Raw genomic sequence first — 21,052 nt, 5'->3', positions numbered from 1 at the left:
CGCCCCCAACAGGAGACCCAATCGATGAGGAACGACCCGGCCGCCATTCTGGCGGCGGCGGGCGCTTTGCTGTGCGCGGCGATGATCGCGCAGGCGCTGGCCTGACCGATGCCCGAGTTGACGGAAGGCGGCTGGGCGCTCTGCCTGGCCGCCGCCGACGGCGCCGTACTGGCCGGTCTGGTGTGGTGGCTCGAACGCCGGGCACGGACCCAGGCACAAGCCCTCGACGACGCCCGCCACGAGTTCGAGACGGGTCTGGCGTTCCTCGAAAGCCGCCTGCGGATACGCCGCAGGACCGCCGACAAACTTCCCTCCATTGATGACGAAGGAGCCTGACATGAGCCGTTCCCCAGATCACGCGCAGGCGGCCCAGCGCGCCGCCGACATTCTGGCGCGCACCCTCTACGGCGAAGCGCGGGGCGAGTCCGTGCGCGGCAAGGAAGCCGTCGCCGCCGTGGTCATGAACCGGGTGCGCCGGGCGCGGGCCGCCGGCGGAACCTACTGGTGGGGCGGCACGGTCGAGGACGTGTGCCGCCGGCCGTGGCAGTTTTCCTGTTGGAACGCGGGCGATCCCAACCGCGCCAAGATCGACGCCGTGGACGCGGACAATCGGGTCTTCCAGACCTGCCAACGCATCGCGCGGCGCGCCCTTGCGGGCACCCTGGCCGACCCCACCGACGGCGCCACCCATTACCACGCCAAGGCCGCCAATCCGCCCTGGGCCCGAGGCAAGGCGCCGTCCGCCGAGATCGGCAGCCATCTGTTCTATTCCGACATCGAGTGACGGCCATGCTGAGCGCATTGATCGCGCCCGTGATCGGCGGGCTGTTCAACGTCATCGACCAGGCGGTCGAGGACAAGGACGAAGCCGCCCGCATCAAGGCGCGGTTGCAGGAAATGGTGCTGACCGGCCAGATGAAGGAGATCGAGGCGGCGGCCCAGATCATCGTCGCCGAAGCCCAAGGCGACAGCTGGTTGCAGCGCAACTGGCGGCCCCTTCTGATGTGCCTGTTCGGCGTCATCGTCGCCAACAACTACATCATTCACCCCTGGTTCGGCGTGCCCATGCTGCCTCTGCCGCCGGACATGTGGGAGCTTCTAAAGATCGGCGTCGGCGGCTACGTCGTCGGCCGGTCCGTGGAAAAGGGAATCCGCGTATGGCGGGACCAGCCGTAATACGGCCCCGTCCTTGACCACCCCACCCCTGCTGACAATCCGGAGATACTCATGGCAGATCACATCCAGATCGGCGATATCACGCCGCGCAAGCGCTACGTTGCCGACGGCGTGCAGACACTGTTTACCTATCCCTTTCCCATATTCAAGGCCGTCGACCTGGAAGTATACCTCGACGGCGCCCTACAGGAGACCGGCTATGAGGTTTCCGGCGCCGGGCATGATCTGGGCGGCGAGGTCACCTTCGGCACGGCGCCCACCATGGGCGTCGCTGTTACCCTGCGCCGCCGGTTGACCATCGCGAGACAGTCCGACTTTCAAGAATCCGGAGCCTTCCGGGCGCGCGTCATCAACGACGAATTGGATTTCCTGACCGCCGCCCTCCAACAGGTCGCCGACGACACGCGGCGCGCCCTGCAGTTGTCGCCGACGGACCCGGACGCGGTATTGACCCTGCCGGACCGCGCGGCGCGGGGCGGAACCTTTCTCGCCTTCGACGCCGAGGGCAAACCCGTGCCCGGCGCCGGCTCCATCGGCGGTCTGCCTACCACGACCTTTATCACGACACTGCTCGACGACACGGACGCGCCGGCGGCGCCACGCTCAGGTTCTCCTGCGCGTGGCGCCGCCGGACGCCGGCGACGCGGGGGCGGTGCTCGCCGTCAACGCTTCCGGGTCACTCCACTACGACCCGACCCTCACCCATGGCGCCCATCTGACGGCGCTCAGCTTCGGCCTTTGAGGAGACCCAGACATGGCCACGACACCTGATTATCTCGGCGCCCGGAATTCCCAATGCACCATCATCACCAACGGCGACGGCACCACGGCCCAAATCATCTTCACCGCCGGCGCCAACGGGGCCCGCGTGCATCTGGTCTCCGCGTCGACGGATGACGCCACGCCGTCGCTCACCTTGATGAAGAGCGACGGCACCACGTCCTGCATCCTCGCGACCTTTCAGTTGCCGACCAACTCGGGCCGCGTGAACGGGGCGCCGGCGGTCGACCTTCTGGACCCTTCGGTGATCCCGTCCATCCCCGCCGACCCGGGCCGGTTCCTGACCCTCGGCGCGGGCGAGACCCTCGCCGTCGCCATGACCACCACCCTGACCGTGGACAAGACCGTGCACGTGGTGGCCGACGGGGTCGATTACTGATGAGCACGCGGGGCGGGGATGAGCCGCGCCGTCTGGGACCGAGTCCGGCCGCACCCCAGGCAAACGACGGCGGGTTGACCATGGGCCAGCACCGACAGACGGCGCATATGGATGATCCCGGCGTCAGGACTCACGACCGCCTGCACGGCATCGGGCCGTCGCGGCGGCCGGTCGACGGGTTTAAGCGCGAACGGCGCGTGGACATTCGAGTGGAAAACTGCACGGGGCTTCTGCAGAACGGCAACTGTGCCGGCGATCCTTTCTGGATGCCGCCGGACGGCGCTTGGTACACTTGGCCCGGGATCGGCGGCACGCCCACCAACCGCAACGGCGGCACGATCATGAATCAGGCCAACCCCGGAAACCCAACGGGCTATGATTTCGCCGGCGGGCAATCGACAACCAATGTGCCCCTCGTCGATTGGAACGTGCCGCAGCGCACGGCCTATGCCGTAATGTCCGACAGCGAACTGACGGTCGTCCGCCAGCGCAGTATCACCGGTTTCGGCCAGGGCACGGGTGGCGCCGGCGACGACAACTACAACTGCTATGCCAACTGCAACTGCAATTGCGCCTGCGCCTGCGCCTGTGTCTGCGATTGCCAATGCGACTGCTGTTTCCCGGCCGGCACGCCGGTCACCATGGCCGACGGCAGCCAACGCGACATCGCACTGCTGCAGCCGGGCGATCTGGTCAAGGGCGCCTTCGGCCTGGTCAACCGGATCGACCGCATGTTCGTCGGGCGGATCGGACCGCACAGCGCGTTCCTCGTCAACGGCCGCTATTTCGTCGCCGGTGCCCACCGCATGTGGTCGCTCACCCGCGGCTGGGTCGCCGCCGACCCGGCAAGCTGGTACGCCGCCATGAAGGAACCGGGCTCTCTTTCCCGCTTCGCCGACATTCACGGTGTCGATCAGCCACCGGCAGACGGCATATACGCGCCTGAAAGCGAACGCCCGAAACAGATGGTGATCGGCGACCGGCTGGCCTGGGGAAGCCTGGACAGCTTCCTTGCCGTCGAGCGCATCGATCCCGTCCATCACGACGGCACCCTGCTGCTCTACGAGCCGATCTGCCACAACGGGTCCGGCAGCTACGAAGTCCATGGCGGCCTGTGGGCCGTCGCCGGTCCCGACTACGCCTTTCCGTTCCAAAGCTACCTGCGAAAGGAGGCCCGCCATGACCCGCGACTGGTTGCTCAACTGGGATCGTGACACAGCCCTGGCCGTCGCCCCGCGGCTGGCTTGGCTGCATCCCAACTGGATCACCACGGCAAGCCTGGTTCTGGCGCTCGTCGGCCTGGGGTTCATCGCACAGGGCGCGGACTGGACCTCCGCCATGACCGGCGCGGTCTTGATCTTCGCGTCGCGTTGGATCGACTGGATCGACGGCCATGTGGCCCGGGCGACCGGCCGCGCGACCAATCTGGGCGGTCTTTACGACATCGCCGTCGGCTATGTGACCATGGTCCTCGTCATGGTCGCCATCGGCCTGCGTCAGGGCGACACGGCGCTGGCCTGGACCGGCGCCGGCGCCGCGGTCCTGCTGCGCCTGGCGCTGATGGGTGTCGGCTGGGGCCTGGCAAGGCGCCAGCGCCTGGACATCGTTCCCTGGAATCCACAGAAGCTCTTGACCCCGCGCCAGCGGCCCGCCATGCGCCGGGTGAAATGGACGCTCGACGTCTGCCGCAACGACTATTGGATCGTGCTGTTCGCAGTCGCCGGCGGGGCTGGGCTTCAGGCCTGGGCTTGGGCCTACACGGGTGTCGTCGCCGTGCTGATCCTCTGGCTTGCGGCCGCCACCCTGCGCTACCTCCGGCGGGTCAGCCCCGCCGCCCCGAAACACGACGACGACCATTCTCCGAGCGAGGCAGGCACATGCTGAAACGCGCGCGACGCATCTCGACCCTTGCCGGGACCGAGGTCGAGAACCTCGTCCATGACTGCACGGTGACGGCGGACCGCCTGCACCTGCGCACCTGGTATCGCCAGCGGGACGGCGTCAACCGGCCCGGTGACGGCGCTGCCGGCAGCAATATTTTCGGCGAGGATCTGGCGCCGCGCCTGACCGGGATTCTGTTTACGCCAATGGGCGACGTAACCCTTTCCTGGGACGAAGACGCCATGCAGGGCGGCGTGGTCCACTATCTGAGCACCCTGTGCAACGGCGCGCCGGCGCCCGCACCGTATCAGGTGATGGAGGTCGATTGGATGGCGGCCCTTTGTCCCGCCCCCCTTCGCGTACCCGCCAAGTACCCCCATTGGCAGCACAAGGAGTTCGTCTATATCTCCAACTTCATCAATCACATCTGCGCAACCACGGGCTTCGGCCTGGTCCCCGCCGTCAAGATCATAACCGACGGAGACGGAAGCGAAGGCTTCACCGGTGACAACGTGATCGTCGAAGCCCGCCTGGGGCCGCTTGGGTTCACCGGCGCCTTCGACCACACGGCGGCGGACAACGGCGTCGACTACTGCGATGCACGGCAGACCCTGGCCGACGGCACAGCCAATCCGGATCTCGGGTGCTTCTCCGTTCCGTCGCCAATGCCCGAAGGATGGGAGTTCGGATGATGGCCTATCGATTGACCATGCAGGGCGACACCACGCTCCACCTGCTCTACGACCCTGCAACCTCGACCCTGACCCGGGAAGACAGCGGCGAGCGGATCGTTCATCCGGCCTTCACGACCGGTGAGCCCGTTTCCTGGTCCGTGCCGCAGCGCGTATCGCCGGACAACCCCGGGCGCAAGGCCAATATCCGCACCCTGAAAATCCAGATGGGGTTCAAATGCAATTACGCCTGCGCCTATTGCAACCAGGCGAGCTGGAACACCTTTCTCGGCGGTGCGGTGGAGGACGCGAAGCTGTTTCTTCGCACCCTGGACAGCTGGTTCGTGGCCGGCGGCGCGGCCAAGGACGGCGGCCGCGATCTGCGCATCGAGTTCTGGGGCGGCGAGCCTTTCGTCTACTGGGCCAAGCTGAAGATTCTCGGCGAGGAACTGCGGCGGCGCTATCCCAAGGCGCGGTTTAACGTGATCACCAACGGCTCGCTGCTCGACGATGAAAAAGCCGATTGGCTGATCGCCCAGAAGGTGGGCGTGCAGATCAGCCACGACGGCCCGGCCCAGAAGTACCGCAACCCGGAAGACATTCTGGACGATCCGGAAAAATGCCGACTGATCCGCCGGTTGATGACGGCGGCGGGCCAACTAGGCGACACGGACGGACCTTCCGGCAATGGACCGGCCTTCGGTCTGGGGTTCGGCACGGTGCTGACGCGGTGGAATTATTCCCTCGCCGCCGTGCGCCGCCATATCGAGGACAAGCTGGCCGTGCCGCCGGGGTCGATTTCTTCCAACACGGAAGAAATCCTGCTGCCCTATGACGACGACGCCCTGGCCTGCACGCCGCAGGGCGAGGCAGACCACCGGGCGGCCCTGCACACCCTGTTCGCCGAGGCCGCCAACGGCCTGACCGTGCCCGGCTGCAATTCCGTGCGCGGCAAGATCGAGGACTTCCTAGACTCGCTCGGCAAGAAGCGGCCGCTCGCCGCCCTCGGCCAGAAATGCGGCATGGACCGCGAGGATACCATCGCCGTCAACCTGATGGGCGAGGTCACGACCTGCCACAACGTGTCCGCCGATGATCCCCATCACAACCTGGGCAATGTCCGCGACCTGGCTGCCGTGCGCCTGGACACGGCGCATCACCACCAGACCCGCGACGAGTGCCGGAACTGCCCCGTCGTGCAGTTGTGCAAGGGGTCCTGCATGTTCCTGGAAGGAAAGTACTGGCAGGCCGCCTGCGACATCAGCTTCACCTACAACACGGCGATGATGGCCGCGGCCCTGCATTACCTGACCGGCATGACCCTGACCCGGATCGAGGCCCCAGCCGGCGGCATCATCCGCCGGCCGGGCATCACCTCGGCGGAGATCATCCGCCTGGCGCCTTCGGACCGGGCGCAGGCGGTCCATGCGTGACCTCGTTCAGCGGTCGGAACCGCTCCCGGGCGTCATGGCGTTCGATTTCGCCGGCGGGCGCATCGCCGCCATGAACGACCTGATCCTGGCGGAAATGCGCACCGCCGAGGTGACACCGGACAGCATCCACGGCGACAACATCCTGAACCGCCGGGCGACCCAATGCCTGTTCGACCGCACCCCCCTGCCGCCGGGACTGGGCGCGCTGGCGGAGCGGCTCTACGCCGCGTTGGCGGTCTATGTCGGGCGATGGCGTCCCGAGTTTGTCGGCGCGCCCTTTCGTCACCGGTCCTGGTGCAACCATTACAAGCCCAACGAGGGCGTTCCCTGGCACGACCATGCGGAGACCCCCGTCGTCGCCGTCTATTCGGTCAAGGGCGACGGCGGCGACCTGATCATTCAGGACGGCACCGACCCACAGCGCTGCCACCGGGTGGAAACGCCGCCGGGCCGGATGATCTTCATGGACGGCCGCCTGCGCCATTGTTCGACGCCGAATTTCGGGCCCGTCGCGGCGCGGGTTTCCTTGCCCGTCAACTTCACGTTCGGACCCGCTCCGCAACCGACACGCCCCTAGGGAGACCCCATGCCGCCGGTCACCTTCGCCGTCTTCACCGCCCTGTGGAACAACCTGCAGGGGCTGGAGACGCCGGACCTCCACATCCGCATGGCCAACTGGCTGGAGGACGAGTGGACCGGGGGCCGGCGGGAACTGCTGCTGATGGCGTTCCGCAATTCGGGCAAGTCGACCCTGGTCGGCCTATTCAGCGCCTGGATGCTGTGGCGCGACCCGGACCTGCGAATCATGGTGCTGGCGGCGGACCTGGCGCTGGCGCGCAAGATGGTGCGCAACGTCAAACGCATCATCGAGCGCCACCCGCTGACACGGGGCCTGAAGCCCACGCGGGCCGACCAATGGGCCTCGGAACAGTTCACGGTCAACCGCCGGGCCGAACTGCGCGACCCGTCCATGCTGGCCCGCGGTATCGGCGCCAACCTGACCGGGTCGCGCGCCGACGTGGTGATTTGCGACGATGTCGAGGTGCCCAACACCTGCGACACGGCGCCCAAGCGCGCCGACCTGCGCGCACGCTTGGCCGAAATCGAATACGTCTTGGTGCCGGGCGGCCTGCAACTTTATGTTGGCACACCCCATGCTTACGATACCATCTACGCGGCCCAAGCCCGGGCAGGCGCGGAGGACTGCAAGCCGTTCCTTTCCGGGTTCGAAAGGCTTGAGATGCCGTTGCTGGGCCCCGGCGGAGGATCACGCTGGCCGGAACGCTTTCCCACTGCCCGCATCGACGCGATCCGCGAACGCAGCGGCCCCAACAAGTTTCGCAGCCAAATGCTGTTGGAGCCCGTCAATATCCTGGACAGCCGCCTCGATCCAAACCGTCTGGTCGCCTACGCCCATCCGCTGGACTATGCGGAGCGCAACGGCACAGGCGTCCTGACCCTCGGCGGCAAACGCCTGGTCTCTGCCTCATGCTGGTGGGATCCGGCTTACGGCGCACCGGGAGCCGGCGACGCCAGCGTGGTCGCTGCCCTGTTCACGGATCAGGGCGGCACCCATTACCTGCATGCCATCCGATACCTGGAACATGACCCGGATGAGGCAGGCCGTGCGGCGGCAGGATCAAGTGATGTCGACCTGGACGAGGCTTCGCAACAGTGCCGGCAGGTCGCCGAATTTTTACGCGACAACCACCTGCCCTCGGTAACGCTGGAGACCAACGGCATCGGCCGATTCCTGCCTGGCCTGTTGCGCCGCGCCCTGGGGGCCGCCGGTGTCGAGGCAGCGGTGATTGAAGCGACCAGTCATCGCGCCAAGGACCTGCGCATCCTGGATGCCTTCGACGCCGTACTGGCGGCCGGGCGCCTGCATGCCCACGACAACGTCTGGCGAACTCCGTTCATCCGCGAAATGCGCGAATGGACACCCGGCGCAATTTGCCGGGACGATGGCTTGGACGCGGTCGCCGGCTGCCTGCTGGCGGAGCCGGTGCGCCTGGGCCGTGGCGTCCCGCCCGCCAACGGCCTGTCCCGCCGCAAGCCCAACTGGCGGGGCGGCGGCACCTTCACGGCAAAAACCGACTTCACTTTGTGACATCCCTTTATCGACCCGGCGACAACCCGGAATCTGACCTGCCCGAGACCGGCGGCATGGACGGGGCGCACAATCAGATCGCCCCCACGGATTGCTGCCGGTCCGGCACAAGATTGGGGAGTGACCCGTATGCCTTCTACCGTCGACACCGCCGACACTCCGGCCCTGCATACCGCCAACGAAGCCCTGCGCGAGGCGAGCCTCGCCCGCCAGGCCATCATCGCCCATGAGCGACAATGCGTGGAGCGGTCGCGCGAAGCAGCCCAGTCGTTCGACCGCATGGGTCAGGAACTGCGCGCCTTCATGGCCCAGACCCGCGATGCCCGCACGCGCCTGCACGACCGGGTCGACCAGACCCAGGACCGCATCACGGAAAACCAGGTGCAAGTGCTGGAGGGATTCGCCGCACTGCGTTCCGGCCTGATCCGGGGCCTGTTCGCGGCCCTCCTGACCTTGATGGGCGGGATCGGCATCATGGCTTGGTATCTGTTGACCGGACCGATGGCGGGGCGTCTGGCGTCCTAGAGCGTAAGGAGGGTTACGTGGCCGTCGATATCCGGTGGATCAGTTCCGCCATGGTTTCCTCGGCGATCGGATTGTCCGCCTGACAGGTACCCGCCGCGCGGTGGCCGCCGCCGCCGAAACGCAACATGAGTTCGCCCACATTGACTGGCGAGGACCGATCGAAGATCGACTTACCGACGGCGAACACGGTGTTCCTGTCCTGCTTGCCCATGACCACATGCATGGAGATGTTGCATTCCGGGAACAGGGCGTAGATCAGGAATCGGTTGCCGCAATAGATATCCGTTTCCTTGCGCATGTCGATGACCGCGAGCTTGCCGTGCATGGTGGTGCAGCGCCGGAGCTGGTCCTCGAACTTGGGCCGGTGTTCATTGTACAGGTCGATGCGTTCCTTGACGTCGGGAAGTTCGAGAATTTCCTCAATGGTGAAGTTCCGGCAGTCCTCGATCAGGCCCATCATCAGTTCGTAGTTGGGAATGCGGAACCCGCGGAAGCGGCCCAGCCCCGTGCGCGGGTCCATGATGAAGTTGAGAAGCGCCCAGCCCTGGGGGTTGAGCACGTCCTCCATTTCATACTGCGCGGAGTCCGCCTGATCGACGGCGTCCATCAGTTCGCCCGACACGTAGGGGAAGCCTTCTTCCCCGCCGAAGTAATTGTAGACCACGCGGGCCGCCGATGGCGCCGTCGGGTCAATGACGTGGTTGTCCTTCTTGCCGCCGACGCGCTCCATCTCGCTCAGATGGTGATCGAAGGCGAGATAGACCCGCTCGTCGAACGGCACGTTGGTCGAGATGTCGTTGTCGGTGAGGTCGACCTCGCCGTACTGCATCTGGCGCGGATGGACGAACAGGATGTCGTCGATCAGTTCCATCTCCTCGAACAGCACGGCGCAGACCAGGCCGTCGAAATCGCTGCGGGTGATCAGGCGGAACTGGCGGCCGCTTTCCTTCAGCGCCCGGGCAAGCGGCTTTCCGGCCCCCATGATGGGCGATTCGATCGGCATCGCGGCCTTCTTCGCCTCGGGCGCCGGGGACGGAGGCAGCGCGCTCTGTCCGCTCGGCTCCGCCGCCGTCTCCGAAGCGGCGGCCGGCGGCGCCGCCAGTCGCTGCGGCGTGCCGCCCTTGACGGCAATGCCGATTTCCAGGGTCTCGAACCAGTTGAGGAACCGGTCCACGTTGGCGCCGGTGAACACCAGGCCGCGCTGCGGCACGATGATTTCGGGGCCCAGGGCGCGCACGCGGCGGATCCAGTCGTCGCGCGCGGCGGGCGAGCCCATCCAGCGCTGGTGGAATCCGGTCAGGTACTGAACATGGCGGTCGAAATCGCGAACCGTGAATCCGTCGCGGTCATCGGGCGGCACCAGGGCGCCGCCGATGTCGCCCGAGAACAGCACCTTGGCGACGGGATCGAAGACCGAGAAATTGCCCGGCGAATGCAGGTAGTGGGCGGGGATCAGTTGCAGCCGGCCGCCCTCGCCGAAGCGGATTTCCATGCCCTCGTCGGGCACGGCGACGAAATCGGCCTCGCGGTCGTAATGGGTGACATAGCCCAGCCACAGCCAGGGGACATGGACCTTCAGTTCGTCGACGCAGACCTCGCGCCACAGCGGCAGCGACGATCCCGCGTCCGGATCTTCATGGGTCAGGATGACATGTTTGATGTCGACAAGCGGCACCTCGCGTTCGACGGCATCGAACACGGCGGGGAATATCTCGACGCCACCCGGATCGATGAGCACGGCCTCATTGCCCGCGCGCACGACGACCTGGTTGGAATCAACCAGATCGGGCGGCTTGCCGCTGTCTTGGCCGAAGATCAGCCAGGACCGCGTTCCGTCTCGGAACACCACTTCTGAACGCACTTATGGCAACCCCTGTCGTTGGATTTGGTTCAAGTGGCCTTCCTCTAGAGCACAATCGGTTTCTTATGTCTTCCCAGCCCCAACAATAGAAGATTTTTCTAAACCGCGCCAAGGGCTTGTGAATACCGGGAAAATCGACCTTCGTCCCATTTTGTCTGCAAGGCGGGCCGATTTGCCCCGCCAGCGCGGAAACCTGCGATCAAAGGACAATGACCATGCGCCCACCCCTCCCCAACACGCCAACTTGGCGGTTAGACCCATTCAACGCCGCAGGGGAATTCAGGCATGTCGCGGCGACCGGCCCAGGCCGGTTTCCACGTGACCGGTCCGGCAACGCCGATATCCAGGGATTCAAAATCGAGAAACACAAAGCCGATCTTCTGGAAAGCGCTTTGAAAACGCGGGGATTGGTCGACCAGGATGCCTTTTCTGAACGTCTGCGCCGACAGGGCAGCCGTCTTGAAGAAAGAGAGCGCGACCTTTTCAACGACCTTGCCGCAAACTGGTTCGAATCCTCCACGGATAAGGAATTTGAAGCGGTCGCCGCAAAGAGCCTTGAGACGCTGGCAAACAGGGAGCCGAGGGACACTATTCGCACAACAGCCACAGGCGACGCTCCCGGCGGCCAATGGCCTGCCGAACCCAAGGACGGCGACGCCGTGAATGACCCGAAGAAGGAAGGTGATTCGAGCGCACAGTCCGCACCTTCCAGTCCGGACCGATTACAGGCCGAGCTTGACGCCGCAAGCCGCAACCGACGGGCCGCGGTCGACCGAGCGATGGACAAGGAAGCCGAATTTCAAAAGGCTAAGAACGCCGTCAACGAGGCCTGGGACCGAATTGGACGGGAGGCCGCCAAGGCCGGCATTCAACTTGTCGCTGTTCTGGCAATGAAACGGGGACGTGTCGGGTCCCCCGGCTTGGCCGCGGCATTGGCCGAACGCGATCAAGCCGAGGCCGAAACACGAAGGCTACAAGACGAACTGCACGCCCTGCGACAGGACGTCGCGGCCTGGGACGAAGAGATTCGCGCGATCCTGACGCGCATGCGCGGCGGCAAGCCAATGGGATGATTTTCATCTCGTCTCCCGGCTGCAAAGCAGGGGGCCCCATGGTACAGTTTCCCCGAATTCTCCTCCGCAAGAGGCCGTCGGGAGCCCGATATGAAAATCGTTATTTCACTCATCATTGGCATAATTCTCGGCGCCGCCGCGACCAGCGGCCTGGCCGGCGCACAAGACCGGTTCGAGGCTTTCCAATTCGTGGATCGCGAAACCTACCTCGAAAAATATCCAGGCGACGCCCAGGCGACTTACCTTGAAGGACTGGCGGATGCCATCAGCTACATCCGCCCCAAAGATGCCATCGGCGCGGCCGTTTCGAAATGCCTCAAGGCCGCAGAAATAAACACCATCTTTCGCTTTTACCCGGCGGTGAATGATTTCACGCGCCAAGCTTCGCCCGGAGAACCCGTCGTCGCCGTCTTTTTGAACCTGTTCCGTGAAGCTTGCGCGGACTACATGAAGTAACCTTCGGGCAAGATCCGCCTACCCACACCATTCCCCAATCCCCAACCCGGACAACCCAGGGGCCGCGCCGCATTTCGGCGCGCCGAGGGCCCGGATTTATCTCGACGCCCCCGCGGCGGCGGGCCCGTTCAGGCGCCGCCACAACCGCCTGGACCGGCGTCCCTCCCCGCAACGCGACACGACAAAGGAGTCCGGATTTCCGGAGAACACGCATGTCGACACATATCGCACAATCCTTCATCAAGCACTTCCAGACGGACGTGCACCTGGAATACCAGCGCGTCGGCTCCAAGCTGCGCAACACGGTGCGGTCCAAGAACGACATCCAGGGCTCGTCCACCACCTTCCAGAAGGTCGGCAAGGGCACGGCCTCGACCAAGGCCCGCCACGGCATGGTCCCGGTCATGAACCTGGATCACACACCCGTTGAATGCCAGCTGCAGGACTATTACGCCGGCGACTGGGTGGACGAACTTGACGAGATCAAGACCAACATCAACGAACGCCAGATCATCGCCCGGGCCGGCGCCAACGCGCTGGGCCGCAAGACGGACGAACTGATCGTCGCGCAGTTGGACACGTCCACCAACTATTCCGGCGACGGGGCCGACGGCCTGACCAAGACGAAGGTGCTGACCGCCTTCGAAATGCTGGGCGATGCCGACGTCCCCGACGACGGTGACCGTTTCGCGGTCATCGGCTGGAAACAGTGGACCGATCTTTTGAAGATCCCCGAATTTTCGGACATGGACTTCGTCGGTTCCGACGACCTGCCGTGGCGCGGCATCCAGGCCAAACGCTGGCTGGGCACCCTGTGGATTCCCCATTCGGGCCTGACCAAAACGACCGGCGTTCGGTTCTGTTACTGGTACCACAAAAGCGCCGTCGGCCACGCCGTCGGCAAGGATGTGAAGACCGACATCACCTGGCACGGCGACCGCGCGTCCAACTTCGTCAACAACATGATGAGCCAGGGGGCCTGCCTGATCGATCCGTCGGGCGTGGTGTCCCTGCGCTGCCTGGAAAGCTAGGAGGCGACCATGGCATTCGTTTCGAAAGACCTGAGCGTTCTCAGCTACGCCAACGGCTTCACCCTGTGGCACTACACCACGGTTGACGCCGCCGCCACCGTGGACAGCGCCGGATACTTCAACGACGCGTCCCACATGCTGCGGACAGGCGACATCCTGGTGGCCAATGTCGACACTGACGGCACGCCGGGCGCCGGCCTGTTCCTGATCAGCGCCAATGCGGGCGGCACGGTCGACGTCGATGACCTGACCGCCGTGGGCGGAACGGACACCGACTAGTCCGCCGCCGTCTCATCGCACCTTGGGGGCGTTCCGGCATTCGCCGGGACGCCCCTTTGCGCGTGCACCCCTCCCGACCGATCACCGGAGACACCGTCATGGCGTTAAGTCAGATCGCTCTTTGTTCCCGCGCGTTGCTGAAACTGGGCGGCACCACCATCACCTCGTTCGATGAAGGCACGGCGGAGGCCGAGATCGCGGCCAACCTGTATCCTTCCGTGCGCGACGCCCTCTTGTCCGCCCATCCCTGGAGTTTCGCAACGGCGCAGCAGCGCCTCCCGGTCCTGGCGGCGGAACCCGTCGCCGATTACGCCAAGGCGTTCCAGTTGCCGGCCAATTTCCTGCGTGCCCTGTCGGCCGGCGGCAACGCCCGCGGGCACGGCCTGGAATACCGCATCGCCGAGCGGCGCCTGCACGCCAACACGGACGACGTAGTCATGACCTTCATCTTCCGCCCGGCCGAGATCGACTTTCCCCCGTTCTTCGACCAGGCCCTGATCACGCGCCTGGCCGCCGAGTTCTGCATTCCGCTGACGGAAAGCACCTCGCGGGCGGAGGCCCTGTACCGTCTGGCCGACCAGGAATTCCAGCGCGCCAAGACCATCGACGCCCAGCAGGAAACGCCGGGGCGCATCGACGACTTCTCCCTGGTGGAGGTGCGCGCCTGATGCCCCGCCTGACGACACATAAATCCAACTTCACCGCCGGCGAGGTTTCGGCCCGACTGCTCGGACGCAGCGACCTGCGATCCTACGCCAATGGGGCGTTGAAGCTGCGCAACGTCGTGATCCAGCCGACCGGCGGCGTCGCCCGCCGCGCCGGCACCCGCTTTGTCGGCATGGCGCCGGGGCCGGGACGACTGATCGCGTTCGAGTTCAATACGGAGCAGACCTACCTGCTGTGCTTTTCCCATCTCCAAATCGACGTCTATACGGACGGCATCAAGACCGCGACCATCGCCGCCCCCTGGAGCGAAGCACAGGTCACCAAGTTGGCTTGGGTGCAGAGCGCCGATACTTTGTTGCTCGTCCATCCGGACACAGCACCTAAGAAGATCACCCGCACATCGCATGCGGACTGGCAGATTGCGGATTGGACCTTCGCCGAAGCGAACAACCGCATCCACCAACCGCACCACAAGTTCGCGGCGGCGGACGTGACGCTGTCCGCCAGCGCGACCACGGGCACAATCACCGTGACCGCGTCGGCCGACGTATTCGACGCGGGTCATGTGGGCACACGGTTCCGTATCGCCGACAAGGAGATAGAGATCACCGCCGTCGCCTCCGCCACCTCGGCCACGGCGACGGTGAAGGAGACCCTTGCCAGTACTGCCGCCACCAAGGATTGGGAAGAACAATCGTTCTCGCCCGTGCGCGGCCATCCGGCAACCGTGACCTTCCACCAGGACCGTACGGTGATCGGCGGGTCGCGCGACCTGCCGAACCAGATTTGGATGTCCAAATCGGCGGACCTGTTCAACTTCGATCTGGGCGAGGGTCTGGACGACGAGGCCATCGAGTTCGCTCTGTTGTCCGATCAGGTCAATGCTTGTTCCGCGGTGTTCTCGGGCCGCCACCTACAGGTCTTCACCTCGGGCGCGGAATGGATGGTCACGGGCGATCCCCTGACGCCGGCGTCCGTGCAGATCCGCCGCCAGACCCGCATCGGATCACCCGTGGTCAGGTTCGTGCCGCCGCGCAACGTCGATGGCGCAACCTTGTTCGTGCCGCGTACAGGGCGCGAGTTGCGTGAATTCCTGTTCACGGATGTGGAGCAGGCCTATCAGTCACGCGACCTGGCGACCGTCGCCGAACACCTGGTCCATGATCCCGTGGATCAGGATTTCGACGCCCGCCGCCGCAACCTGCACCTGGTCATGGCCAACGGCACCATCGGCACCCTGACCCTTTACCGTGCCGAGGAAATCACCGGCTGGACCCTATCCGACACCCAGGGCGCCTTCCGCTCCGTCTGCGCCGTGGGCGACACCGTATATCTTTTGGTGGAGCGTACGGATGGGCACTTCATCGAAGCTTTCGACGATGGACTTCAGGTCGATTGCGGCCTGCACATGACGGATGTCGTGCCCAAGGCCGAATGGTCCGGTCTGGATCATTTGGAAGGCCGTGCGGTGAAAGTCCTCGCCGACGGCTCCCTTCAAAGCGACGCCGTGGTCACCGGCGGACAGATCACCCTGAGCGTGGAGGCGGTGGAAGTGACGGTTGGCCTCGGCTACACCCACGTCATCGAACCGTTACCGCCGGCGGTCAACGGCCTGCAGGGATCCAACCAGGGCGGACGCCTGCGCATGGTCGCCGCGACCTACCGCCTGAAGGATGCATCGGCGCTGCGCCTGGACACCGGACGCGGGTTTGTCGATGTCCCGTTCCGCGAATTCGGCAACGACCTTCTGGATGCGCCCCCCATCTCCTTTTCGGGGGACCGGACGATGCGCGCCTTCGGCTGGCGACGAGACGGGACACAATCCCTGTGGCGGATCGAGCAGGACACGCCCCTGCCCTTCACGCTGCTGTCCGTGACCGAAGAAGTGAACGTCAATGGTTGATCCTTCCCCGCAAACTCAAGGAGATCCACTTCATGGCAGAATTCGCCACCTTGGCCTTGTCCACCGCCATCAGCACGGGCCTGTCCGCAGTGCAGAAACAGGCCGCCGCGAAACAACAGGCCGCACAGGTCGAAACCCAGCGTCGTCAGCAGGTCGCGCAAATCAACCAACAGCAGGAGATCGAAACCAAAAAGCGGCGTGAACAACTCCGTCAGACTCAGGCCGCGCAGCGCGCGCGCTTCGCCGGCAGCGGCATCAACGCCAGCAGCGGATCGGCTTCGAGCCTTTTGTCCGGCCTGGCCCGCCAGGTCGACGAAGCCATCGCCGACACAGGCAACCTGAACAAGCTGCGCATCGATGGCATCAACTCGGCCGCCGCCGCCCAGCGCTCAAGCCTGCTCAGCGCGCCGCGCGAAACCCTGTTCGACGGGTTCCGCGGCATCGTGGCGGGCGGAATCAGACAGATGCCCTCGCTGTTCGATGACAAATCCAAAAAACCGACAGTCCATTGACGCCATCCGGCGAGCGGTCAGAAGCCGTCTGCCCAGGCTGATGCGCAAGGCGATGACCGACTACGCCGCCTTCGCCGCCCAGCCCGCCCCCGATGACGCCAAGGGCTTCGCCGGCCACCAGGCCGCCTGCAAGGCGGCGCTGGCCCATCTTGATGCCGGGGCGAAGCTGATCGCCTGGGCCGAAGGGCCCGGGCCATCGGCCAGCGACACGGACGATCTCGCCCGCCTGATCCAGGCGGCGGAGGACGCCGTCGCGACCGCCGATCCGGACAGCATCTAACCCGCGCACCGCTCGGCCCGTTCACCAAAACGCTAAGGAAAGGAGCCCCCGCCATGGGAGGAATCTTCAGTTCGCCCAAATTGCCGCCCGCCCCACCACCGCCACCGCCGCCGCCGGACCCGGAAGAAAGCGATCGCGAACGCCGCCTGGAGCGCCTGGAGCGTCAGCGCCGCGGCCGCGCGGGCCTGATCACCACATCGCGCCGCGGCCTGCTGGACGAGCGGCCGGACGGCGCCGGAGCCCCTGCCTCCGGCGCCAAGACAAAACTGGGAGAATGACCATGACGGAAACCACGACCGAAGCCGTGATGGCGCGATACCGGCGGGCCCGCGACCGACGCGCGACCTGGGAGCCTCTGTGGCAGGAATGTTTCGATTTCGCCCTGCCGCAGCGGGAAACAGCCCTGGGCCGCACCCAGGGGGCCAGCCGCAAGACCGACCGACTGTTTGACGGCACCGCACCCGATGCCGTCGATCAACTGGCCGCCAGCCTGCTGGCGCAACTCACGCCACCCTGGGCGCGGTGGTTCGGCCTGATGCCGGGCACGAAGGTCGACGACGCGCGGCGCGCCGGCCTGTCCCAGGAACTGGAAACGGCGGCGCAAATCCTGCAATCCCATTTCGACCGCTCCAACTTCGCCGTTGAAATGCATCAATGCTATTTGGACCTGGTCACGGCGGGCACGGCGAGCCTGATGTTCGAAGCCGCCCCGCCGGGCGAACCCTCGGCCTTCCGGTTCACCGCCGTGCCGCTGAGCCAGGTCGCCTTCGAGGAAGACGCCTCCGGCCGCCTCGACACGACCTTCCGCACCAGCCGCCTGACCCGCGCGCAGATCGTCGAGCGGTTTCCCAAGGCCAGGCTGCCCGACGCCCTGAAGGCCCGCAAGCCGGGCGACGGGCAGGAGCCGTCGGCGGACATCCTCGAAGCCCTGATCCCCGCCAAGGGCGGCTTCGAGTACATGGCGCTGATCGATCCCGGCGACGGCACGACGGGCGATCAGTCTGTGACGGTGCTCAAGACCGGGCGGTTCGAGCGTTCGCCCTTCATCAATTTCCGCTGGCTCAAGGCGCCCGGCGAGATCTACGGCCGCTCGCCGGTGATGAAGACCCTGCCCGACATCAAGACCGCCAACAAGGTTGTCGAACTGGTCCTGAAGAACGCATCCATCGCCGTCACCGGCATCTGGCAGGCTGACGACGACGGCGTGCTGAACCCCGCCAACATCCGCCTGACGCCGGGCACCATCATCCCCAAGGCCGTGGGCTCGGCCGGCCTGAAACCGTTGGAGGCCCCCGGCCGGTTCGACCTGTCCCAGGTCGTGTTGCAAGATTTGCGGGCGGGCATCCGCCGCGCCCTCCTGGCCGACCGCCTCGGTCAGATCGAGGGGCCGCGCATGACCGCGACGGAGGTTCTGGAGCGGGTCGCCGAAATTTCCCGTCTGTTAGGCGCGACCTATGGGCGGCTACAGTCGGAACTACTCACTCCGCTGGTCACGCGCGGGTTGTCGATTTTGATCCGCCGGGGCGAGGTGCCCGCGCTGCGCATCGACGGCCAGATCATCGACCTGGAGTACAAATCACCGCTCGCCCGCCATCAGGCGCAGCAGGACGTACAGGCGACCCTGGCGTTCCTCGACGCTCTGGCGCGTTTAGGACCGCAAGCACTGGCCATCGTCGATGTCCCTCAAGCGGCGCAAGCTCTCGCCGCCGCCTTCGGCGTGCCGTCAAAAGTCTTGAAAGCGGCCGACGGCGGCCCGGCAGCGGCACCCTCACCGCCGGCCGGCGATCCGCCGCCAGTGGACGGCGGTGACGGGGGCGGCGGGCTCGCCGCGCTCGCGTCTGCCCTGGGGGCGGCCCTGCCGCCCACCCCACCAGTAGGGTCCGCTTGATGACCGGCCCGGAAACCGAATGGCCCTGGCGGCCCGAAGATTTTTTCCAGTCCGCCACCGCTAATGCCGGAGCGACCGACGGCGACCGCGCCGCACGGCTGGCGGCCCGCTGTTTTCGCAGCACCGATGGCGCGGCACTGCTGTCTTATCTTAAGGCGCTGACCCTGGACCGGGCCCTCGGCCCCGACGCGACCGACGCAACCCTCCGCCACCTCGAAGGGCAGCGCCATCTGGTTCGCCACCTGTCCCATCTCATCGACCTGGGTCGCGCCGGCCCGGACGCTTCCCCCGCCTCGAAAGGAGACGATGCATGACCGATCCTCAAACCCTGTCCGCGATGCCGGACGCACCGGACGTAGCGCCCCCGCCCATGGACGGCGACAACGCCCAGCCCCCTACAGCGGAGATGGCGGCGACGGCGCCAGACTACCTGCCGCCCAAGTTCTGGGATGCGGAGGCAGGTCAAGTGCGGGTCGAGGATCTGGCCCGCTCCTACGCCGCCCTGGAACGGCGTCTGGGGGCCGCCGCCGGCGATACCGTACCCGATGACCCGTCAGGCTATCGGATCGAGCCCGCCATGGAGGGCCTGACCGCTGACGCGGAGGTCAACGCGCGGCTGATGGACGCGGGCTTCACCCAGGCCCAGGCGCAGCTTGTCTATGACCTGGCGGCGGAAAAGCTCGCCCCCTTGGTCCGCGATCTGGCCGCCGAAACGGTGCAGGGCGAACAGCGCCGCTGCCTGACCGACCATTTCGGCGGCGCCGACCGCTGGCAGACGGCGGCGGCGCAGATCGACGCCTGGGGCCAGGCCAACCTGCCGACCCCGGTGTTCGAAGCGCTGTGCAATTCCTACGACGGCGTGCTGACCCTGCACCGGATGATGCAGGACGGCGAGCCGCAACTGGTTTCAGGCGCCCAGCCCGCGCCGGCCGGCCGGTCGGAATCGCAACTGCGCCACATGATGCAGGATCCCCGCTACTGGCGGGACCACGACACATCCTTCGCCGCCGAAGTCCGGCGCGGCTTCGAGGACCTGTATCCCGACGAGGGGTGAGCGCGATCCCCTCGCGCGCCGCTCCCCCTCCCTCTCGGGACGGGGCGCCGGCGGCCTGTGCTCCCTTCAGGCGCCGGCGCCCCGGTTTTTTCATTTCACACGGACGGGAACTGACTCGGTGTACACGCTCCTGACCTACGCGCTGGATTCCGTCATTTCAAACTTAACGGAAGATCAATGACGACATTCAAACCGCTGTCGCTTCGAAAAACAGTCGGCTCCACCTACAACACCGATTTCGATGACATTCTCAATATCAAGAAAGCGATGCGTGACATCGGGCTTTATCAGGGCCTGAGCGACGAAGTGACGCCGTATGGTGACGAACCACTTTTCAACGCAATAAGACGCTTTCAAGAGGTCACTCGGCTTCAGGTCGATGGCGTGGTGAAGCCCGACGGGAATTGAACCGCACGCTTGGAGAGTTAGGTGTTGCCGCCAAATCACCCATTTATCGCTGCATCAACTGCGGCGCACCCCATGGCGGCGCCTACGGCCCATACTGCTGGTGGTGTTACCTGAAATTGAACTCCTGATGATCGAAGCCAATTCGATCAAGGATGCCCTTGCCCGAGGAAGTTGGCGATGTCTTCTTCAGCGTAGCCAAGAAGGCGGCCTAAGGTCACGTCATCTTCCTCGGACGGCGGCCGCGTCAGAGCGAACACCGGCTCAAGGATGGCGAGGGCTTCCTGGATACGCCAAGCCTCGCTTGGAATTGCATAGAGTACAACCCGCGTCGGAGGCATGTTTTTTTTACCGTCAATCGGGCGAACAATTCGCTGGTCCATGACAAACGCGCCCGACCGCACGAAGGCATCAAAGTCTTTGTCCGGAATTACGCCACTCTCAGGCAAGGTGTCGAAAAAAAGCGCCAGGGGCTTCTGTCCTGACAGCATCAACTCCAGTTCCCGTCCCTCGTGAGGACCAAAGGTTATTGAGTTGGGCGGATCGTCGGATTGATCGTCTGTCATCATCACGCACACTTGGACAGGGAATGACAACTATCCCGTACAGGAGCCAGGACAGTCCACAGCCTTTTCAAACCAACCGCAGAACGACGCGGCGATATGGGCAGCCTCCACCGGATGCTGACG

27 protein-coding genes are annotated in these 21,052 nt (G+C 65.4%); 25 read left to right on the top strand and 2 right to left on the bottom strand.

Translation table 11 applies throughout. The features are described from left to right. The first annotated feature begins 108 nt into the window (after positions 1-108). The 12 genes from RJ527_08815 to RJ527_08760 all read left to right on the top strand — a co-directional run bounded on the left by RJ527_08815 (position 109) and on the right by RJ527_08760 (position 8,955). A complete protein-coding gene (locus RJ527_08815) occupies positions 109-336 on the top strand; it encodes a hypothetical protein (protein WND77832.1) in 228 nt (75 codons plus the stop codon). 1 nt (position 337) lies between these two features. Continuing rightward, a complete protein-coding gene (locus RJ527_08810; protein WND77831.1) occupies positions 338-784 on the top strand; it encodes a cell wall hydrolase in 447 nt (148 codons plus the stop codon). 5 nt (positions 785-789) lie between these two features. Then, on the top strand, positions 790-1,176 hold the full coding sequence (locus RJ527_08805) for a 3TM-type holin (protein WND77830.1): 387 nt from the start codon (positions 790-792) through the stop codon (positions 1,174-1,176). A gap of 51 nt (positions 1,177-1,227) precedes the next feature. Further along, a complete protein-coding gene (locus RJ527_08800; GenBank protein ID WND77829.1) occupies positions 1,228-1,947 on the top strand; it encodes a hypothetical protein in 720 nt (239 codons plus the stop codon). Beyond that, a complete protein-coding gene (locus RJ527_08795) occupies positions 1,931-2,335 on the top strand; it encodes a hypothetical protein (protein ID WND77828.1) in 405 nt (134 codons plus the stop codon). The genes RJ527_08800 and RJ527_08795 overlap by 17 nt, the downstream gene beginning before the upstream one ends. An 80-nt stretch (positions 2,336-2,415) precedes the next feature. Then, positions 2,416-3,549 carry a hypothetical protein gene (locus RJ527_08790; protein WND77827.1) on the top strand — a complete coding sequence of 378 codons (1,134 nt, stop codon included), beginning with the start codon at positions 2,416-2,418 and terminating at the stop codon, positions 3,547-3,549. Next, complete coding sequence (locus RJ527_08785) at positions 3,515-4,219, top strand: CDP-alcohol phosphatidyltransferase family protein (protein ID WND77826.1); 705 nt, start codon at positions 3,515-3,517, stop codon at positions 4,217-4,219. Before RJ527_08790 ends, RJ527_08785 begins: the two co-directional genes overlap by 35 nt. Beyond that, positions 4,213-4,908: a hypothetical protein gene (locus RJ527_08780; GenBank protein WND77825.1), complete on the top strand. Its 696-nt coding sequence runs from the start codon at positions 4,213-4,215 to the stop codon at positions 4,906-4,908. The genes RJ527_08785 and RJ527_08780 overlap by 7 nt, the downstream gene beginning before the upstream one ends. Beyond that, positions 4,905-6,320 carry an SPASM domain-containing protein gene (locus RJ527_08775; GenBank protein WND77824.1) on the top strand — a complete coding sequence of 472 codons (1,416 nt, stop codon included), beginning with the start codon at positions 4,905-4,907 and terminating at the stop codon, positions 6,318-6,320. The genes RJ527_08780 and RJ527_08775 overlap by 4 nt, the downstream gene beginning before the upstream one ends. Beyond that, positions 6,313-6,897, top strand: coding sequence for a hypothetical protein (locus RJ527_08770; protein ID WND77823.1), 585 nt, complete (start codon positions 6,313-6,315; stop codon positions 6,895-6,897). The genes RJ527_08775 and RJ527_08770 overlap by 8 nt, the downstream gene beginning before the upstream one ends. Positions 6,898-6,906: 9 nt before the next feature. Beyond that, on the top strand, positions 6,907-8,430 hold the full coding sequence (gene terL, locus RJ527_08765) for a phage terminase large subunit (protein ID WND77822.1): 1,524 nt from the start codon (positions 6,907-6,909) through the stop codon (positions 8,428-8,430). Positions 8,431-8,559: 129 nt separating this feature from the next. Continuing rightward, the gene (locus tag RJ527_08760; protein ID WND77821.1) at positions 8,560-8,955 is read left to right on the top strand and encodes a hypothetical protein; all 396 of its coding nucleotides are present in this window, start codon (positions 8,560-8,562) and stop codon (positions 8,953-8,955) included. A gap of 13 nt (positions 8,956-8,968) precedes the next feature. Here RJ527_08760 and RJ527_08755 read toward each other — a convergent pair whose 3' ends face one another. Next, the gene (locus tag RJ527_08755) at positions 8,969-10,816 is read right to left on the bottom strand and encodes an MBL fold metallo-hydrolase (GenBank protein WND77820.1); all 1,848 of its coding nucleotides are present in this window, start codon (positions 10,814-10,816) and stop codon (positions 8,969-8,971) included. A gap of 215 nt (positions 10,817-11,031) precedes the next feature. On the opposite strand from RJ527_08755, the gene RJ527_08750 reads away from it, so the two are divergent. From RJ527_08750 to RJ527_08690, 13 genes are all read left to right on the top strand, one after another. Continuing rightward, complete coding sequence (locus RJ527_08750; GenBank protein ID WND77819.1) at positions 11,032-11,889, top strand: hypothetical protein; 858 nt, start codon at positions 11,032-11,034, stop codon at positions 11,887-11,889. Positions 11,890-11,979: 90 nt separating this feature from the next. Continuing rightward, positions 11,980-12,345, top strand: a complete 366-nt coding sequence (locus RJ527_08745) for a hypothetical protein (GenBank protein WND77818.1) — start codon at positions 11,980-11,982, stop codon at positions 12,343-12,345. Positions 12,346-12,557: 212 nt separating this feature from the next. Further along, complete coding sequence (locus tag RJ527_08740) at positions 12,558-13,376, top strand: phage capsid protein (GenBank protein WND77817.1); 819 nt, start codon at positions 12,558-12,560, stop codon at positions 13,374-13,376. Between the two features lie 9 nt (positions 13,377-13,385). Continuing rightward, positions 13,386-13,655 carry a hypothetical protein gene (locus tag RJ527_08735; GenBank protein WND77816.1) on the top strand — a complete coding sequence of 90 codons (270 nt, stop codon included), beginning with the start codon at positions 13,386-13,388 and terminating at the stop codon, positions 13,653-13,655. A 98-nt stretch (positions 13,656-13,753) separates the two neighbouring features. Then, positions 13,754-14,323 carry a hypothetical protein gene (locus RJ527_08730; GenBank protein ID WND77815.1) on the top strand — a complete coding sequence of 190 codons (570 nt, stop codon included), beginning with the start codon at positions 13,754-13,756 and terminating at the stop codon, positions 14,321-14,323. Beyond that, positions 14,323-16,224 (top strand): hypothetical protein, encoded by a 1,902-nt coding sequence (locus tag RJ527_08725; GenBank protein ID WND77814.1) that lies wholly within the window; start codon positions 14,323-14,325, stop codon positions 16,222-16,224. Before RJ527_08730 ends, RJ527_08725 begins: the two co-directional genes overlap by 1 nt. Positions 16,225-16,256: 32 nt before the next feature. Then, positions 16,257-16,736: a hypothetical protein gene (locus RJ527_08720; GenBank protein WND77813.1), complete on the top strand. Its 480-nt coding sequence runs from the start codon at positions 16,257-16,259 to the stop codon at positions 16,734-16,736. A 52-nt stretch (positions 16,737-16,788) separates the two neighbouring features. Further along, the gene (locus RJ527_08715; protein ID WND77812.1) at positions 16,789-17,016 is read left to right on the top strand and encodes a hypothetical protein; all 228 of its coding nucleotides are present in this window, start codon (positions 16,789-16,791) and stop codon (positions 17,014-17,016) included. A 53-nt stretch (positions 17,017-17,069) separates the two neighbouring features. After that, positions 17,070-17,294 carry a hypothetical protein gene (locus tag RJ527_08710; GenBank protein ID WND77811.1) on the top strand — a complete coding sequence of 75 codons (225 nt, stop codon included), beginning with the start codon at positions 17,070-17,072 and terminating at the stop codon, positions 17,292-17,294. Positions 17,295-17,296: 2 nt separating this feature from the next. Continuing rightward, positions 17,297-18,904 carry a portal protein gene (locus tag RJ527_08705; GenBank protein ID WND77810.1) on the top strand — a complete coding sequence of 536 codons (1,608 nt, stop codon included), beginning with the start codon at positions 17,297-17,299 and terminating at the stop codon, positions 18,902-18,904. Then, the gene (locus tag RJ527_08700) at positions 18,904-19,218 is read left to right on the top strand and encodes a hypothetical protein (GenBank protein ID WND77809.1); all 315 of its coding nucleotides are present in this window, start codon (positions 18,904-18,906) and stop codon (positions 19,216-19,218) included. The genes RJ527_08705 and RJ527_08700 overlap by 1 nt, the downstream gene beginning before the upstream one ends. Continuing rightward, complete coding sequence (locus RJ527_08695; GenBank protein ID WND77808.1) at positions 19,215-19,958, top strand: hypothetical protein; 744 nt, start codon at positions 19,215-19,217, stop codon at positions 19,956-19,958. The genes RJ527_08700 and RJ527_08695 overlap by 4 nt, the downstream gene beginning before the upstream one ends. A gap of 177 nt (positions 19,959-20,135) precedes the next feature. After that, the gene (locus tag RJ527_08690; protein WND77807.1) at positions 20,136-20,366 is read left to right on the top strand and encodes a peptidoglycan-binding domain-containing protein; all 231 of its coding nucleotides are present in this window, start codon (positions 20,136-20,138) and stop codon (positions 20,364-20,366) included. Positions 20,367-20,512: 146 nt separating this feature from the next. Here RJ527_08690 and RJ527_08685 read toward each other — a convergent pair whose 3' ends face one another. Continuing rightward, on the bottom strand, positions 20,513-20,932 hold the full coding sequence (locus RJ527_08685; GenBank protein WND77806.1) for a hypothetical protein: 420 nt from the start codon (positions 20,930-20,932) through the stop codon (positions 20,513-20,515). Positions 20,933-21,052 lie beyond the last annotated feature (120 nt).

The sequence above is a fragment of the Thalassospiraceae bacterium LMO-SO8 genome, from assembly GCA_031655335.1.
GTDB lineage: Bacteria > Pseudomonadota > Alphaproteobacteria > Rhodospirillales > Casp-alpha2 > UBA1479.
The sequence above is the reverse complement of the archived record's forward strand: the minus strand, read 5'-3'. Positions and strand labels throughout refer to the sequence as shown.

Bases quoted from the DNA above. Each gene is read 5' to 3' on its own strand.
- RJ527_08815 (WND77832.1), top strand. From the start codon at position 109: ATGCCCGAGTTGACGGAAGGCGGCTGGGCGCTCTGCCTGGCCGCCGCC.
- RJ527_08810 (WND77831.1), top strand. From the start codon at position 338: ATGAGCCGTTCCCCAGATCACGCGCAGGCGGCCCAGCGCGCCGCCGAC.
- RJ527_08805 (WND77830.1), top strand. From the start codon at position 790: ATGCTGAGCGCATTGATCGCGCCCGTGATCGGCGGGCTGTTCAACGTC.
- RJ527_08800 (WND77829.1), top strand. From the start codon at position 1,228: ATGGCAGATCACATCCAGATCGGCGATATCACGCCGCGCAAGCGCTAC.
- RJ527_08795 (WND77828.1), top strand. From the start codon at position 1,931: ATGGCCACGACACCTGATTATCTCGGCGCCCGGAATTCCCAATGCACC.
- RJ527_08790 (WND77827.1), top strand. From the start codon at position 2,416: ATGGGCCAGCACCGACAGACGGCGCATATGGATGATCCCGGCGTCAGG.
- RJ527_08785 (WND77826.1), top strand. From the start codon at position 3,515: ATGACCCGCGACTGGTTGCTCAACTGGGATCGTGACACAGCCCTGGCC.
- RJ527_08780 (WND77825.1), top strand. From the start codon at position 4,213: ATGCTGAAACGCGCGCGACGCATCTCGACCCTTGCCGGGACCGAGGTC.
- RJ527_08775 (WND77824.1), top strand. From the start codon at position 4,905: ATGATGGCCTATCGATTGACCATGCAGGGCGACACCACGCTCCACCTG.
- RJ527_08770 (WND77823.1), top strand. From the start codon at position 6,313: ATGCGTGACCTCGTTCAGCGGTCGGAACCGCTCCCGGGCGTCATGGCG.
- terL (WND77822.1), top strand. From the start codon at position 6,907: ATGCCGCCGGTCACCTTCGCCGTCTTCACCGCCCTGTGGAACAACCTG.
- RJ527_08760 (WND77821.1), top strand. From the start codon at position 8,560: ATGCCTTCTACCGTCGACACCGCCGACACTCCGGCCCTGCATACCGCC.
- RJ527_08750 (WND77819.1), top strand. From the start codon at position 11,032: ATGCGCCCACCCCTCCCCAACACGCCAACTTGGCGGTTAGACCCATTC.
- RJ527_08745 (WND77818.1), top strand. From the start codon at position 11,980: ATGAAAATCGTTATTTCACTCATCATTGGCATAATTCTCGGCGCCGCC.
- RJ527_08740 (WND77817.1), top strand. From the start codon at position 12,558: ATGTCGACACATATCGCACAATCCTTCATCAAGCACTTCCAGACGGAC.
- RJ527_08735 (WND77816.1), top strand. From the start codon at position 13,386: ATGGCATTCGTTTCGAAAGACCTGAGCGTTCTCAGCTACGCCAACGGC.
- RJ527_08730 (WND77815.1), top strand. From the start codon at position 13,754: ATGGCGTTAAGTCAGATCGCTCTTTGTTCCCGCGCGTTGCTGAAACTG.
- RJ527_08725 (WND77814.1), top strand. From the start codon at position 14,323: ATGCCCCGCCTGACGACACATAAATCCAACTTCACCGCCGGCGAGGTT.
- RJ527_08720 (WND77813.1), top strand. From the start codon at position 16,257: ATGGCAGAATTCGCCACCTTGGCCTTGTCCACCGCCATCAGCACGGGC.
- RJ527_08715 (WND77812.1), top strand. From the start codon at position 16,789: ATGACCGACTACGCCGCCTTCGCCGCCCAGCCCGCCCCCGATGACGCC.
- RJ527_08710 (WND77811.1), top strand. From the start codon at position 17,070: ATGGGAGGAATCTTCAGTTCGCCCAAATTGCCGCCCGCCCCACCACCG.
- RJ527_08705 (WND77810.1), top strand. From the start codon at position 17,297: ATGACGGAAACCACGACCGAAGCCGTGATGGCGCGATACCGGCGGGCC.
- RJ527_08700 (WND77809.1), top strand. From the start codon at position 18,904: ATGACCGGCCCGGAAACCGAATGGCCCTGGCGGCCCGAAGATTTTTTC.
- RJ527_08695 (WND77808.1), top strand. From the start codon at position 19,215: ATGACCGATCCTCAAACCCTGTCCGCGATGCCGGACGCACCGGACGTA.
- RJ527_08690 (WND77807.1), top strand. From the start codon at position 20,136: ATGACGACATTCAAACCGCTGTCGCTTCGAAAAACAGTCGGCTCCACC.
- RJ527_08685 (WND77806.1), bottom strand. From the start codon at position 20,932: ATGATGACAGACGATCAATCCGACGATCCGCCCAACTCAATAACCTTT.